Source organism: Chthonomonas calidirosea T49, from assembly GCF_000427095.1.
Taxonomy (GTDB): domain Bacteria; phylum Armatimonadota; class Chthonomonadetes; order Chthonomonadales; family Chthonomonadaceae; genus Chthonomonas; species Chthonomonas calidirosea.
The window spans coordinates 1026837-1041930 of record NC_021487.1; the positions used below are offsets into that span (position 1 = coordinate 1026837).

Annotated in this window: 15 protein-coding genes; 2 read left to right on the forward strand and 13 right to left on the reverse strand. The window is 54.4% G+C overall.

The genetic code is table 11. The features are described from left to right. Positions 1 to 8 precede the first annotated feature (8 nt). Both CCALI_RS04310 and CCALI_RS04315 read left to right on the forward strand, forming a co-directional pair. Positions 9 to 2426, forward strand: coding sequence for a YfhO family protein (locus CCALI_RS04310; protein ID WP_155850476.1), 2418 nt, complete (start codon positions 9 to 11; stop codon positions 2424 to 2426). An 11-nt stretch (positions 2427 to 2437) separates the two neighbouring features. After that, complete coding sequence (locus CCALI_RS04315) at positions 2438 to 2872, forward strand: acyl-CoA thioesterase (RefSeq protein ID WP_016482252.1); 435 nt, start codon at positions 2438 to 2440, stop codon at positions 2870 to 2872. Between the two features lie 23 nt (positions 2873 to 2895). Here CCALI_RS04315 and CCALI_RS04320 read toward each other — a convergent pair whose 3' ends face one another. From CCALI_RS04320 to accB, 13 genes are all read right to left on the reverse strand, one after another. Then, the gene (locus CCALI_RS04320; RefSeq protein ID WP_016482253.1) at positions 2896 to 3378 is read right to left on the reverse strand and encodes a Jag family protein; all 483 of its coding nucleotides are present in this window, start codon (positions 3376 to 3378) and stop codon (positions 2896 to 2898) included. Positions 3379 to 3418: 40 nt separating this feature from the next. Next, a complete protein-coding gene (locus CCALI_RS04325; protein WP_016482254.1) occupies positions 3419 to 4741 on the reverse strand; it encodes a YidC/Oxa1 family membrane protein insertase in 1323 nt (440 codons plus the stop codon). Between the two features lie 70 nt (positions 4742 to 4811). Beyond that, on the reverse strand, positions 4812 to 5018 hold the full coding sequence (yidD, locus tag CCALI_RS15670; RefSeq protein ID WP_343123218.1) for a membrane protein insertion efficiency factor YidD: 207 nt from the start codon (positions 5016 to 5018) through the stop codon (positions 4812 to 4814). 40 nt (positions 5019 to 5058) lie between these two features. Beyond that, positions 5059 to 5466 (reverse strand): ribonuclease P protein component, encoded by a 408-nt coding sequence (gene rnpA / locus CCALI_RS04330; RefSeq protein WP_016482256.1) that lies wholly within the window; start codon positions 5464 to 5466, stop codon positions 5059 to 5061. A 117-nt stretch (positions 5467 to 5583) separates the two neighbouring features. Further along, the gene (rpmH, locus tag CCALI_RS15675) at positions 5584 to 5718 is read right to left on the reverse strand and encodes a 50S ribosomal protein L34 (RefSeq protein WP_016482257.1); all 135 of its coding nucleotides are present in this window, start codon (positions 5716 to 5718) and stop codon (positions 5584 to 5586) included. 44 nt (positions 5719 to 5762) lie between these two features. After that, entirely contained in the window at positions 5763 to 6503 is a 741-nt protein-coding gene (locus CCALI_RS04335; protein ID WP_016482258.1) for a polyprenol monophosphomannose synthase, read from the reverse strand. Between the two features lie 63 nt (positions 6504 to 6566). Then, a complete protein-coding gene (locus CCALI_RS04340; protein WP_197408696.1) occupies positions 6567 to 7628 on the reverse strand; it encodes an NAD(P)H-dependent glycerol-3-phosphate dehydrogenase in 1062 nt (353 codons plus the stop codon). Positions 7629 to 7890: 262 nt separating this feature from the next. After that, the gene (locus CCALI_RS04345) at positions 7891 to 9255 is read right to left on the reverse strand and encodes a sulfatase family protein (protein ID WP_016482260.1); all 1365 of its coding nucleotides are present in this window, start codon (positions 9253 to 9255) and stop codon (positions 7891 to 7893) included. Between the two features lie 186 nt (positions 9256 to 9441). Then, positions 9442 to 11013 (reverse strand): NAD(P)/FAD-dependent oxidoreductase, encoded by a 1572-nt coding sequence (locus CCALI_RS04350; protein ID WP_016482261.1) that lies wholly within the window; start codon positions 11011 to 11013, stop codon positions 9442 to 9444. 148 nt (positions 11014 to 11161) lie between these two features. Further along, entirely contained in the window at positions 11162 to 12610 is a 1449-nt protein-coding gene (locus CCALI_RS04355) for an MATE family efflux transporter (protein ID WP_016482262.1), read from the reverse strand. 22 nt (positions 12611 to 12632) lie between these two features. Continuing rightward, positions 12633 to 13172, reverse strand: coding sequence for a DUF1854 domain-containing protein (locus CCALI_RS14850; protein WP_016482263.1), 540 nt, complete (start codon positions 13170 to 13172; stop codon positions 12633 to 12635). A 68-nt stretch (positions 13173 to 13240) separates the two neighbouring features. After that, the gene (locus tag CCALI_RS04365) at positions 13241 to 14551 is read right to left on the reverse strand and encodes a homoserine dehydrogenase (protein WP_016482264.1); all 1311 of its coding nucleotides are present in this window, start codon (positions 14549 to 14551) and stop codon (positions 13241 to 13243) included. A gap of 22 nt (positions 14552 to 14573) precedes the next feature. Next, positions 14574 to 15083, reverse strand: a complete 510-nt coding sequence (gene accB / locus CCALI_RS04370) for an acetyl-CoA carboxylase biotin carboxyl carrier protein (RefSeq protein WP_016482265.1) — start codon at positions 15081 to 15083, stop codon at positions 14574 to 14576. Positions 15084 to 15094 lie beyond the last annotated feature (11 nt).

The following is a 15094-nucleotide window of genomic DNA, read 5'->3' on the forward strand; positions in this document are numbered from 1 at the left end:
TGGCGCGCTTGAACAAGTTTTCTATCTGGTTCCCGCCCGTTTTTTATCTCTTACTTGCTGCCGTCTTTCTCTACCGTACAACCTTCGTAGGGGATGTTTTTTTGCCTGCCGGTCTGCTAGGCTATATTGCCCCTTACCAGACCGCGATTCACGCCCACTCGCTGCCACCGTGGAACCCGCTGCGCTGGGATGGCATTGCCCAGTTCTATCCCTGGCGCCTGTTCGCTGCCCGAACGGTCCGCTCCGGATTGCTGCCCTTATGGAATCCCTATCAGTTCTGTGGCGCGCCCTTCGTCGCCAATAGCCAGTCCGCCGTTTTCTATCCCCCTAATCTCCTGTTCGATCCTCTTCCAACAACAATCGCTTTTAACCTCAACGCCCTCCTGCACCTTACCCTCTGTGGGTGGTTTACCTACCTGTTCCTAAAACAGCTTCGGTGCTCCACACTTTCATCCTTGCTTGGCGGCTGCGTCTATGCCTATTCGGCCTGGCAGGTGCAGTGGCTCCAGCTACCCACCTTTCTCGCCACATCCTGCTGGTTTCCTTTGGTTCTACGCCAGCTCTACCGGCTTCTGCGCACACATAGTGCGCCAGGCACATCTCTTACCTCTGCAGGCGCCTCTATAGGCCTCATGCTGCTGGCTGGGCATCTGCAGATCGCCTTCTATGGTCTACTAGCCGCTTCTCTCTGGTCGCTTGCCCTTCTTATTCGTACAGCGAACGAACGGAAAGCCTTGGGAAGATCAATCGCACTATCTGCAGGTGCCTTTCTACTTGGAGGTCTACTCTGTGCTGTTCAGCTGTTGCCAACCTTAGAGCTTTCGCGTCTATCTCATCGTGCCACCCAGGCCACAACAGCAGGATACCAAGAGTACGTCGGCTACGCGCTTCAGCCCTATGAACTGACTACCCTCTTTTTGCCCAACCTCACCGGCAACGATTACGATCCGCAAAACCATTATTGGGGATTTTATCTGCAATCTGCCGCCAACGCGTTAGTGGCTGTGCGACATAACGCCGCCGAAACGGCCCTGTATGTAGGAATTCTCCCTCTGCTTTTGGCTGCATTAGCCGTCTATCGTGCGTTGCAACGCCAATCCCTAAACTATCGGGCTCTGTTTTTCGTGCTTCTCGCCGTGCTCGCACTCCTTATGGCGCTCGGCACCCCATTAGATGCGCTCTTTTATTTCGGCATTCCGGGTTTTGGGGCCTCTGGATCGCCAGCACGCATCTTAGTGCTTTGGGCTCTCGCCATCGCCTGTTTAGCCGCCTTTGGTTTGGACTACCTGCTTGAATCGCCGCCTAATAAGCGTGCTCTCCTGGCCCTTTTTGCGGTCTTACTAGCCGGCTTTGGCCTTTGCCTCTTTTTGGTCTCTCAGGCACTATCCGTTCCGCTTCCCGGTTTTGATCTGCTCCACGTGCCCACCTTCTCTCAAGCGCTCTCCCGTATCCCTTACGATTGGGTTCGCCTCGGAGCCGGCTTTATTCTGGCCGCCGTTCTCTTTTGGCAGGCGCATCGACGCTCCAAGTCAGTTTCCTTCACTCTAGCTGTTAGTTGCCTTGCTATCACGATCGCCGACCTATTTTGGACCGGCATCCCGATCAACCCAGTTGCCCGCCCAGCCTGGGTCTACCCTCGCACGCCTGGCATTCGCTACCTACAAGCCCATCTCGGCCATGAACGGATATTTCCCATTAATCGGTTCTGGAGCCTCGATCATCCGCCACCGGCTGTTCTCCCTCCCAATGGGGCTATGGTCTACCAGCTTCGCGATGTGCAAGGTTACGATTCCCTGTTTCCTGGCCAATTGAAAGCCTATGCTGACCAATTTGCCCGCCCTAACCGCTTTGGTGTGAGCGACGCTAGCCCTCCAGAAGTAGGTAATATGGTGTTTTTTCAAAACCCGAATGCCCCGCTGCTTCCGACAACCAGCGCTCGCTATGCGGTAGCACTGCCCACCGACAACCCAGCCTTTGCCAATGTCACCTTGCCCCCCTCAACCCCACCACTATCGCTCTCAAGCAATGACCTTACCCTCTACCTGCTATCTTCCGCTCTGCCGCGCGCCCGATTTCTATCGGATAATCCCAAACTCCTAAACCCGCCGGTAACATATCTTCAAGACCTCCCAACCCGTGTCGTCTTACGAGTTACGGCGCTCACCAGCGGACTGCTTATTCTCGCCGACGAAAACTACCCTGGCTGGGAAGCAACGGTAGATAAGCAGCCCGTTCCTATTCTCACTCCACCTGCCTCTCAAGGTTCGCTATTTCGAGCCGTACGCCTTGCTCCAGGCAACCATATTGTCGCATTTCAGTTTCAGCCTTCAAGCTTTAACATCGGACTTTATTTAAGCCTAACAGGCCTTTTGATTCTCTGTTGGGAATCGTCCAAAAACCTATTCCGAAGTCGCAAAACCATGTAAGGAGGGATCGAGTGTCGGAACCAGTTGTATTACATAGCAAACAGCACGTCTACTTCGACATGATGGATCCGCAGCATCATCTTCACAATGCGGAGTATCTGGTGCTATTTGAGCGAGCCCGATTCGAGTTGTGGCGTGCGCTGGGAGAAGGGGCCTATCCAGAAAACCCCGATCTCGATTGGCCTTATGTGGTCGCCCGCAATGAGATCAACTACCGGGCTCCCATAGAGCATATTCAGCCTGTGGATATTTTTGTGACAGTAAGTCGTCTTGGCAATAGCAGCCTCACGCTCTCCTTTAAAATGTATCGGGAAGATGGAGAACTGGCCGCAGATGGCATCACGGTCATTGTAAGAGTGGATCCTCAAACGCGCCGCCCACGCCCATGGTCAGAGAAGTTCCGCTCGCTCATCGCCCCTTATTGCGCGGATGCGAAGAGCGAATAAGACCGGTCACGTTTGCAAAGGGTCTACTCGCGGGGTGAGATGATGATGCGCCGGTCTGGCTCCTCGCCTTCGCTATAGGTACGCACATCGGGGTCATCGGCAAGCGCTTTATGGATAATACGGCGTTCGTGAGGAGGAAGCGGCTCCAGCTCCGCCTCCTGATTCATCGCTTTCACCTCTTGGGCCAGCTCCAGCGCGCGAGCGCGCAACGCGGCTGCCCGCCGTTCCCGATAGCCATCCGCATCGAGCACGAGCCGTAGCTCACCGTGAACGCGGCGGACGAGAATGTTATTGGCTATAAACTGAAGCGCGTCCAGCGATTTTCCCGCATGCCCCCAATATCGTTGGGCATCCTCACCTACAAGCTCCACATAAAAGTAACACCCTTGCATCTCACGTCCCACCGGACGCACATCATGCGGCAGCCGATCGCATATCTCGTTCATGAGCTGTAGGGCGATCCGCTGCTGTTCGCTCAGAGTTTCGCTATCTATAGGGTTGCTCATTTGCTTCGACTCTCTCCTTAATTGAGTTAGCAAACGGACACTATCTCTTCTTACGACGTGGACGCGGAGCAGGTCGTGCGCTTGACGAACGCGATGGTGAGGAACTGGCGGATGGAGATGCGCTGGTTGACGATACAGGGGAAGATTGGCCATCGCGCTCGCCCCCTTTTCCGTTCTCCCACGTCACTTTCAACGTAACGGCCCCGTTTCCCGCGGTAGCCTGCGCCAACTTCGTGGGGCGGTAGATGTAGTAGTACTGTTGGGCCGCAGAGATCAGGTTTAGTACTAGCCAGTAGAGCAAGAACGCAGAAGACCATCCCTCCTGATAGAAAAAGTAGATCATGATAAAGGTCATGATAAGCGAGCTTGTCTGCTGTTGCTGAGCCATCTGCGGATCGCTTACGGGGGTGAGCTTAATAGAGAGATACATGCTTGCCGCATAGATCAGCAGCAGCGGCACATCCATCTCCGCAAGATTATGGGCTACGATGCCGGGAAACCGGTCGGCCAAATGGCTGCCAATCCATAAGAAATGCCCGTTCGCAAAATGAATCTCATAGGCACGAATCCATTCAAACATGAGGATCAGGAGTGGATACTGGATGAGCATGGGAAGACACGAGGCAAACTGGTTTACGCCATGCTCCTTGTAGGCCTCCTGCACCTTACGGAACATCACCTGCGGTTCGTCTTTATAGCGCGCCTGTATCTCACGAATGATGGGCTGCATGCGTTGCATCTCGCGCTGATTGGCGTAGATACGCAGCATGAGCGGAAATGTAAGCGCTCGCACAATGATGGCCAACAAAACAAGAGCGAACCAGTAGCTGAAGTCAGGGTTTCGACCCGTTATCGCGACCAGAGCATCTATGAACTTATAGCCTAGACTGTGCGAGTTACGCCGATCTATGCGCTCGTCAACAACCTTCAATAACTGGTCTACTTGCGGGTTTTGAGCGACTTTCGTGTTGGCGAAAGAGCGCTTTAGCTCAATAAGCGCTTGCCGTGCTAGCAGGTCACCTTGGGCATGCTTTGCATCTAGCTCATGAAGGGCTTCAGGGGTTAGGTGCTCAGGGTCAGCGGCATGAATTTGAGCCGGAGTACCATAATAGTTCGGGTTGGAGGTAAACTGCGCTAGCTCCCAAAGCGCCTCGGCAGCCAGCTCCGGATCACGGCTCGCATTCTGGTTCTTCACGGCCATAAAGGTGCCTACAGCGGCATCCGGATCGGTGGCTTCAAGTTGGCGCGCATGTTCTAAAGTATAAGGGGGTAAGCCTTGAGGGCCTCGGTTGCACCCTGTCAGTAGGGCACCGAGAACGATGAGAATAACACTAAACACCAAGAAACGCTGTGTAACTTTCAACGACAATCTCCTCATAAGTTGCAGGTGGATCCGAGATCTACTCCTAATGCGAGAGGTGCAACGGCCGTCTTCACGGTACCGGATCGTACCCTCCTATCGAAAGAGGGTTGCACCGCACAATCCGTCGTAGCCCTAAAGCCACACCCGTGTAAACCCCGTATTTTTCGATGGCCTGGATCATATATTCAGAACAGGAGGGGTAGTAGCGGCATACTCTTGGACGGTAGGGCCGCGTCGCTTGGTACATCCGGACCAAACCGATCAGTCCTTTGCGAATAAGCCAACTCATTCGCGCTGTAAAGCCCTGTTGTGTCAATCTAGCCCCCTGCTCCCTCTCCTCCACTGCTACTGTTCTCCCCTCCAGCCTCATCTAGAATACCTGCCTGCTGTAAAACCGCACTCACTGCAGTCAACACATCCGGCCATGCACGCTTTAACAGAGACGACCTCGCCACGAAAACAAGATCATAGGGCTCCTGTTTCAGTCTTTTTACCTGTAGCCGAACGGCCTCACGCAAGCGCCGACGCAATCGGTTGCGTATCACAGCCTTTCCGACTTTCTTGCTTACCACAAACCCAATGCGCGGATGCGATGGGTTTGAAGCGTCGTCTCCATTCCGTTTTCGCAGATAAAGCACCACATCTCGGTTTACCAACGAACGCCCCTCCCGATAGACAGCCTGAAAATCTTTACGAGCACGCAGGCGCAACGGACGCGGCAACATCGTTGTCTCTAAAAGGTGGCGTTCTGTAGTGCATACGGAATGAAGGCGCGAACGGTTTCCTACTTTTAGGCTCCTCTTCGCGCCTTCCGAATACCCCAGAGGCCCCAAACAGCATCGTTAGTGAACAAGTAGATGGCGACCCTTCTGCCGACGCCGACGCAGCACATTCCGTCCATCATGCGTGCGCATACGACTGCGAAAGCCGTGCACACGCTTGTGCCGCCTGTTATGGGGCTGATATGTTCGCTTCATTTCCCTCGTCTCCTCACGAACAATTGTCTCCTATTATAGCATGTTCAGAGCCTTTTTCGGAAGGGATGTTTGCTACTATTACTATACTGAAATCGCAAGCGCCATGGCATCTGCACCGACTCCCAAATAACCTGCCGCGTCATCTTTGAGCGCCCATGGCGCCTATCGGTAAAAACGATCGGCACCTCCACAATACGCAAGCCTGCACGGTAAGCCCGAAAAACCATTTCGACGGCAAAAGCATAGCCCTCCGAAACCACCTCCTCCAGATTCAGGCGCTGCAGGGCCGAGGCGCGCCAACAGCGAAAGCCCGAGGTGGCATCTCTTACCGGAACGCCGGTGATAAGATGGACATAAAAGTTAGCCCACCGACTTAACAATACACGATGAAACGGCCAATCGCGTACACCGCCCCCTTTTACATAACGCGAGCCTAAAACAACATCCGCCCCCTCAGCCGCTTCTATCAGATTAGGCAGGTAGCGTGGATCATGCGAGAGGTCGGCATCCATCTGAACAATGTATTCATAACACCCCTCCTGTAAAAGGCGCGAAAAAGCTTCACGGTAGGCACGCCCTAATCCGCGCGGCCCCTCCCGCCGATAGACACAAAGCCCATCATGCTGAGAACGTAGTCCTTCTGCTATCTCGGCAGTACCGTCGGGCGATCCATCATCCACAACCCACAGGTGCGTTCCAGGCAATGCCGCATATACCTGATGAACTACTAGTGCGATGTTCTCCGCCTCATTATAGGTTGGTATAACGACTACAACCCGCTTCAAAGCGCTTGCCCTCTCATCCCCCTCTCTTTCCATCGAGAGAACAGAAGCTGTAACGCGGCGATTTCAGCACGTTTCGAGGCCACACGATGCGCCCTCGCTCTTTAGAGGCCTTAGCATGAGGTTGCGGATGATCTCTTCAGGGGAAAACCCCTCAAAAAGTAGGCGGTGTAAAGCCTGGCTCAAAGGCATCTCCACCCCATAACGTCGCGCCAGGTCGCATAAGACGCGCGTCGTCGGCACCCCTTCGGCCACTTGCCCGATCTCACGTAGAACCTCTTCAAGTGCTTTCCCTTGCCCGATTCCATATCCCACACGGTAGTTACGCGACAGGCGGCTATGGGCCGTGGCGATAAGATCTCCCACTCCGGAAAGACCGGAAAAGGTCTCCGCTTTGGCTCCCTGCGCCCTACCGAGTCGGATCGTCTCCATCAATCCACGCGTCATAAAAGCAGCCCGCGCATTATCTCCATAACCAAGGGCATCGCAAACCCCTATGCCGATGGCGATTGCATTTTTTACAGCTCCCCCCAGCTCTACTCCAACCACATCTGCGCTGGTATAAACGCGAAAAGTGGGCACAGCTTGTTGTGCGAAAACCTGCTGAATGTGACGAGCGGTTTCCTCATAAAAGGCGGCCACCACGGTGGCTGTCGGCACCCCTCGTGCCATCTCGACAGCTAAATTGGGGCCGGACAACACTGCCAACCGCTTCTCTACCTGAGGAATCACCTCCATGAGAACTTGACTCATTCGAAAGCCCGTCCCCTCCTCCAGCCCCTTGGTAGCAGAAAGCACAAAGGCGCTCGGCGGCAGTAAAGGCCGAATGGATTCGGCCACCGAGCGCACCGCATCGCTTGGAACCGCAAAAATGACTCCCTCGGTTTCCGTCAGAGCTTCCTCAAGGCATGAGGTAATCTCGATATTTAAAGGTAGGGGAAAACCAGGAAGATAGCGCCGGTTCTCTCGCTCGCGTCGTAACGCCTCCGCATGCTCCGGGTTTCGCGCCCAAAGGCAAACGCGATGGGCGTTGTCGGCCAAAATAAGAGCTAATGCCGTTCCCCAGCTCCCGGCTCCCAATATAGCCAGACGTCTCTGGGCAACCCCTCGATCGACTAGGGAAGCCAAATCTCCTCTCTCCATGCCTATTAACGACAAACCTACTCCCTTGGCAGATAGTCTAAAACTGTGCCAAATAAAGCCACAGGGCTTCCTAAGGTGCCCTCAAAGTCTACCCCAATTTCCCTAAACTGCGCCTCTCATACAGCAGCGCCCGCACCACAATGGACTTTAGGAGAAAAGGCAAGGATATCCTTTACAAGCCTCGGTGAATGGTGTTCATTCTCTGCCGAAGCGATGCGAAAGGCCAGGACGCGACCACAGACCAGCCTCAGATCACTGGCCCGCTAGCCACCTCATACTCGCCCTGAATGCCCTTTACGATATGTGTAGCCCTACGACGCCAATAGTTGCCGAAATAGGATGCCAAACGCACCGCCTCTTGTGGATAGACATCTATGAGATTGCGGGTTTCACGCGGATCCTCTAGAAGGTTATACAGCTCATCGGTCTCACCTTCAGGCCTCTGGATATAACTCCAAATGCCATCACGAATGCAGCGATCGACCCCTGCATGGTAGCCAGCAATCACTGCCTCCCGATGCTTCTCCTCCTGCCCCAAGAGAACGGGAGCAAACGACCTCCCATGCATCGAGGCCGCATCGTTCTTTAATCCTATCAACTCAAGCAGCGTCGGCAGAAGATCGGGGAACTGTACCAACGCTTTGGTTCTACGCGGTGCGCCGTTTGGCAGACGCACCAGAAAAGGAACTTTAAGTAGCTCCGAGTAGAGCCTATCGGCCCCTTTTAAGAACTTTCCGTGATCGGCCAACGGATGACCATGGTCGGCCAGCAGCACGATGATCGAATCGTCGAAATAGCCGTTCTCAGCTAGGCACGTAAATAACGGCTCAAGGCAGTGATCTACAAAGCTTACCTCGCCGGCGTAAAGCCCGCGGATATAGGCTATCTGCTCTTCTGTAGCCCACGCGGCAGCCTGCCCGCCCATCGGCATAATAAGCCGTGGGCCTTTGTAAGAGGGATCGGTGTAGGTATCAAAGCGTTTTGGCGGATCCCAAGGCTCATGGGGATCAAAAGAGTCGATCCAACAGAAAATTTTTTCATGACACCGGTTTTTCTTTAACCAATCGCAGGCTTGCTCCACAACTTTGGCCGGAAACCAGTCGGTCTCTTGAGTAAAATCGTCGGTATTCGCCAGAAACTGTGCCACTAACTGACGCCACTGAGGGGGGTAGTTTTCATTCACATAGCTCGTAACATTACGCCGCGTGGGGGCGGAGTTGTAAGGGTCATACTCTTGTCCCCGAATCCAATGGTAGGCGTTAAAGCCGCGGTGATAGTTCATTCCAGGAGCGCGATAGTGATAGGTGTCTGAGATAAGACCGCAAACATATCCTTCTTTTCGCAAAATCTCCGCCATGGGAATATCGGTTGGCGCAAGCGGTTGCCACGGACGATAGGGCAAGGAGAACTGGCCGGTCATCAGCTCCATCCGTATGGGGATGGTGGGTAGACCGCAGGGATAGGCGTTTTCAAACGCCACGCACTGCTGGGCGAAAGCATCTATGTTGGGCGTTCGACAGGCTGGGATCCCCTCAAAAGCTGGTTTGCCTTGATGATAGAAACTGACATGATCCTGACGAAGCGAATCCAGACAGATGATAATGATGTTCATTGAGTCTCTCCACAAAGAGCCTTTGCATTGGGTTAGGGTAAGTTTCTACGAACTCCTAAGCCTTCCCTGCCTAAGACACTTCAGTTGCCATAAGAGGAAGGGACGCGAAATAACCCTCAACAGACGCACCCCTAACAAAATAGGGATATAAGTGCCCAAATCGCAATTTATAGGACGTACTTTCAGCTAACAGCCCTGCGCCCAAGGTGCGGTCTTGATGATCTCTCGTATGGTTTCCGGAGTAAAGCCCAGCTTCTCCGCCCCCCGAACAACATCCTCAAAATCAACACCATATCGGTTTTGTTTATGCGGATCGCAGAGTCCGGCTACGTTCAGATTCTCGACGGCCTCGGCAACGGCACGCTCGAAGCAGAGAAGGGCTGCAGGAGTTGGTTGTTCCAACACTGCGTCCAGCATTGCCTCACACCGCGCCCAGCCTTCCATAAAGTCCTTGCGGTCTTCTGCCATATAGTGCGCCGCCAAATTTGGGCGGCGGAGCCTTCGGGCCATTTCGGAAAAGCTAGCGGCAGCAAAGTAGAACATGCTGAGGGCTGCAAACAGGGGAAAGCAGCCCATCGCTTTACGGCAAGCGGCCACATAACGTGCAGTGAAATCGGCCTCGGCCAGCGCAACCTCTGCGTAGATCGGCAGGGCTCGGGAAAGGTGAGACTCTTCCAAACCGTGCTGCCAGATGGTTGCCAGCCGTAATATGCCTAGCAAGTTGAGCGGAAACCCCGTTGAGAACAACGGGTCAATGGAGGCCATCGCCGAAGGCAGCATCGCCCACCCCTCTCCAACCACGCTCTGACTTCGCCATGGCAGGCTAGGAACGAAAATAAAGGGCCTTATCGTTTGTGCCCCGTCGAAAAGCTCTTGCAGAGAGGGATAACGGGCTAGCAGTCGCTTCCATCCTCCCTCAGGATCGGCCGCCACACCCAGCTGCACCGCCAGCGTCTCATCAAGTGCAGCGCCCGCACTTGTTATGCCGTTATTAAATCGCAGCACCCATATCCAGCCCCCATTAAAAAGATGATGCACGGCCGCATCGTCCATGGGATAAGGCGCTGGACAAGGTAAAACGTAGTCGGGAACGGTTTCACATCGTCTGACATCGGTGAAATGCGTATAGACCGCCTGCGTTTTTGGGTAGTTAGAAAATCCTCTATTCGGAATGACGAAAGCGCGTGAAAGAAACCCTCGGGGACCACTTGCATCCACCACAAACCGACAGGAAAAGACCATCGGTTTGCCCAACCGTTCTCCTTCAAGCCGCCATCCACCGCCCGGTTGCCGCTGCAAACGAACGAGATCCGTGTGGTCGGTATAGTCTACGCCCATTCGTTGAGCCTCTTCTACGAGCAGAGCATCCACGTCCGCCCGATACCAGTGTGTATCCGCTACCTCATCACATGGGCTAGCGGCCACCATCAGTTGGGAGGCTGGATCGGTAGAGGCATTGCAGTGACGTCCCTCGATATGTTCAAAGAAGGTAAATCCGCGTTTGAGGCCGCAAGCAACTTGGGGATAGGTACGTTGCCAACTGCCATAGGCGCTCAGAATACGTAGCACCGGCAGATCGTAACGCTCCGCAGTCTCTTCCAATAGGAGGTTGAACAAGGGCGATGTGGATTCACCGATAGCAAAACGAGGATGGGTTCCTCGTTCTACCAAAAGAACGCGATACCCCAGGCGCCTCGCGATCATCCCTAGAATCGAGCCACCAAACCCCGACCCCACAATCGCTATATCAAAATCCATCCCTCTTCCCGATAAACACTTATCTCCTCATCCATTTTACCTCTCTGCAGTTGTTCCAATACGATCTCTTTCGGCTCTATCGGCCTGCAATCCCGAAAAAGAGTTTGCCGGTCAGCGGCAGCAAATTTGAGAAACCCTGCTTCTAAGCCTAAACAGACACTTTTTTCCAACTGCCACCACGAAACAGCGCAAGCATCAGCAGCCCAGTGAGAATGGTGCTTGCAGCCATGGAGAGCCAGGCCCCATGGGTTTGCAAGCCCAGTGGGAAAATAAGCCACCAGGCCAGCGGCAAACGGATAAACCACATAGTGAGGATGGTAATTAAGGTAGGTCGCATTGTATCACCTGCTCCCTGCAGGCCGCCTGTCAACACCATAGCTAGCGCCAAAAAAGGCTCACTGAAAGCGTTGACGCGCAGATAGTCGCAGCCCAAAGCGATCACGCTTGCATCACTGGTAAAAAGCCCGGCAAAAGGACGGGCGCAAAGATAGAAGATGGCCGCCATTACCGACATAATGCCCACCCCCTGCCAAGTGGCCGCATAGGCGAAACGCTCCGCGCGTTTGGGGTCTCCAGCCCCTAAACTCTGTCCAACTAGCGCTTGGGCTGCCACACTGTAACCAACACCCGGCATAAACGCAATAGCTTCAGCCCGCACACCGATGTTCAGCGCAGCGACGCCAGCGCTTGCCGCGGCCGCCCGTGCCAGCATACCTGTAAACGACATCATCCCCAACTGTCGGATTACGGCGTTGACCGAAGCGGGTATCCCTACACGAAGGATCCGTAGCCACCAACGAGAGCTGGGCAAAAGATGCCCAAGATGATAGGTATCTGGCAAACCAGCAGGCTGGCCCAACGCTACAAGATAGAGCAGTGTGCCCACAGTAATTGAGCTGGCCAAAGCTGTGCCTGCACCGTAGATTCCTAGTTTTGGCAGCCCTAGATGCCCATAGATAAGCAGCCAGTCGAAACTCATATGAATGGCGATCATGACCCATTGGATGCGTAGAGGCGTTCGCGTGTCTCCAAGTCCCCGAAAAACACCCATGAGCGCATTGAGAAGAAAGATGCAAGGCGTAGCTAGCAAGGCCACATGGAGAAACTGCTCACAGAGCCTCATCGCCAATCCATCGGCTTCACCTCCTAATAAGAGCCGAGCCATAACCCCACGAAAACTAAAGAAAAGCAAGCCGAACAGCAATCCCATGGTTAGGCCAAGGGTTAACGACTGCCCAGATGCCTGTGCCGCCTCCTTGCGTTCGTTGGCCCCTACAAAGCGGGCTACCAAAGCCGTCGAGCCCACGGAAACGCCCATCGCTAACGAGATCAGCAAGAAGATAACCTGGCCTCCCACGCCGGTTGCAGCCAGCGCTTGGGCGGCGTAGGGCAGGTGTCCCACGAAGAGCGTATCCATGAGGCCATTGAAGGTCTGCAGAAGCATCGTGGCCACAGCGGGCCAGGCCAATTGCCAGACCACCGTGTGAACTTCGCGCCCACTTTGGGCCGGTCGCGCCACCAAATGTGTTTCGATGGGAGCTTCCACGGGTTCAGAGACCGGCTCCAAAGGAAAGGCCTCTTCGCCTTGCAGACTCAACAGTTCCTCCTACAGGTGCAACCTATAGGTTGCGCATGATAATGCCTAAACTCTTCGCGTCAAGGCGATTGATATCGGGGAATTCAAAACGATTGCCATCCACATCTGTGATCAAGAGACGCGTGGACGACAGCTCCTGGATATTATCCCGTAGATTACGAACAACAAACTCCTTTTCGCCCCGATCGGTCTCAACGCGCCAATAGACCGCCCCATACTCTTCTTTCACCGAGATAACACGCTCCACAACGGGCACAAAGTAGCGCTTCTCTAACTCTTCATCTAAAATTTGGCGAGATTCAGGGTCTAAATGCGACGGGTCTACTAAAATCCCAATGTCCTTTCCGGCCCCGTCCAAAAAGCCGATATAGTGGTCGGGGTCAGAAAGCGGAAAAGCGCGAGCGGCGATGATACGCAGATAGGTGCATTCATCCTGCAGGGTGAGGCGAGTTACACCTCCGGTTCGGAAAAGTTTTATTCGTTTCGGGTCGAGTATTCGCAGCTCATAGGAGGCCGTTGGCCGCTCTGATGAACCCTCTACGCCGTTCTGCGATGCTGGCATTGTCTCTTCTCTCCTTTAGAGAATTGGATGTGCAGCTCCGCACACCCTTAAGGAAACGAGCCTCTTTTTTAGTCATTCCACTCTTCTACCCGAATCCAGTTAGAAACCTCTACAACCACCGGCAGATGACGGATGATCTCGAGCGCTTCCCGAATGGCTCTGCAAGGCGCCTCGTGCATAACCCACACGATATCGGTCTGTTTTCCTTTGATCGTTTTTTGGATCATCGCCTCGATGTTGATGTCGTAGTCACCGAACACTTTGGAGATAGCCGCCAGCACGCCGGGGCGGTCGTGCACTACCATACGGATATAGTGGCGCGTATCCACCTCATCTATTGGCAGTATTGTGCGTCGTTCAAAGCAGGTACAGCCCACACGCCCTGTAGCGCCAAAGCGGAGGTTACGACAAGTATCTATGATATCGCCTACAACCGCGCTGCCCGTAGGGCCTGATCCGGCCCCTCGGCCGTAAAACATCACGTCCCCAACAGAATCGCCCCGTACGAAAACCGCGTTGTACACGTCGTGCACGCTGGCCAAAGGATGGTTTTTCGCCAGAAGCGTGGGGTGCACGCGCACCTGCATGCGATCCTCACCTACCCGCCGAGCGATGCCGAGCAGCTTGATAGTGTAGCCAAGTTCTTCAGCATAGGCGATGTCGGCCGCCTCTATATGCTCGATGCCCTCCACATAAACGTCCTCCACGTTAACGCGACTCATAAAGGCGATGGAGGCTAAAATGGCGATCTTATAGCGCGCATCATGACCGGCGATGTCGCTAGTGGGATCGGCCTCGGCATAACCCAGCGATTGGGCCTCTTTCAAAGCCGTACTCAGATCGGTCTTCTCCTCCGCCATCGCTGTAAGAATGTAGTTCGTCGTGCCGTTGATGATCCCGATCACCTCTTCGATTCGGTTACCCGCCAAACTGTTTTTCATGGGCTGGATGATCGGAATCCCCCCGGCCACGCTCCCCTCAAACTGAAAGTCGAGGTTACGTCGTGCGGCCTCCTCCATCAGCTCATGGCCAACACGGGCGATCATCTCTTTGTTGGCCGTAACCACCTGCTTCCCATTTTGCAAGGCCCGCAGCACATACTCTCGGGCCGGTTCAACCCCTCCAATGAGCTCACAGATGATGTCTATTTCCGGATCATCTATTACCTCATAGGCGTTTTCTGTCAGCAGGGCGGCATCTACCTTCACCGCTCTAGGGCGGCTCTTGTCGCGAACGGCGATGCGGCGCACCTCGATAGGTAAGCCGATTTTTCGTTCGATGGCATGACGATTGCGCTGCAGAAGGGAGACGGTGCCGGAACCAACTACACCCAGCCCTAGCAGCCCAATACGGATTTTCTCTTTCTGGAAGGGGCGCATCCTCACTCCTTAGAGCCTTCATCTATGAATTGTCGGTCTGAATCACCATAAGAGGCGTGCCGGCCTCTACGAGCTGGCCATCCTCCACTAAAATGGCTACCACGACACCCGCATATTCCGACTTAAACTCTGAAAAGACCTTCATGGCTTCTAACACGCCAACCGTTTGGCCCACCTCCACCCGATCGCCCACATTAACAAGAGGCGGTGCACCTGGCTTTTCCGAGCGATAAAAAACGCCCACCATCGGCGAGGTGAGACGCACCCGCCCTGGTGCCTCCTCGTTCGAATCGGCGCGGCGTTCTTTACGTTTTGTCGGCGCAGCAGGAACAGCTGGCGCCTGCACAGGAGCTGGTGCCGCAATCATCGGGGGGGTTACCGAAGTGGCGAAACTCTTCGTCTGCTCTGCGAGAGGCCCTCTTACGCGCAGGTAGCGCCCCTCCTCTTCGATCACCAACTCTGCTAAACCGCGCGATTCCACGAGCGCAACGATACGAGCGATCTCCTCTAGTTCAAACCCAAGAATGGCCATAGAAAACTATT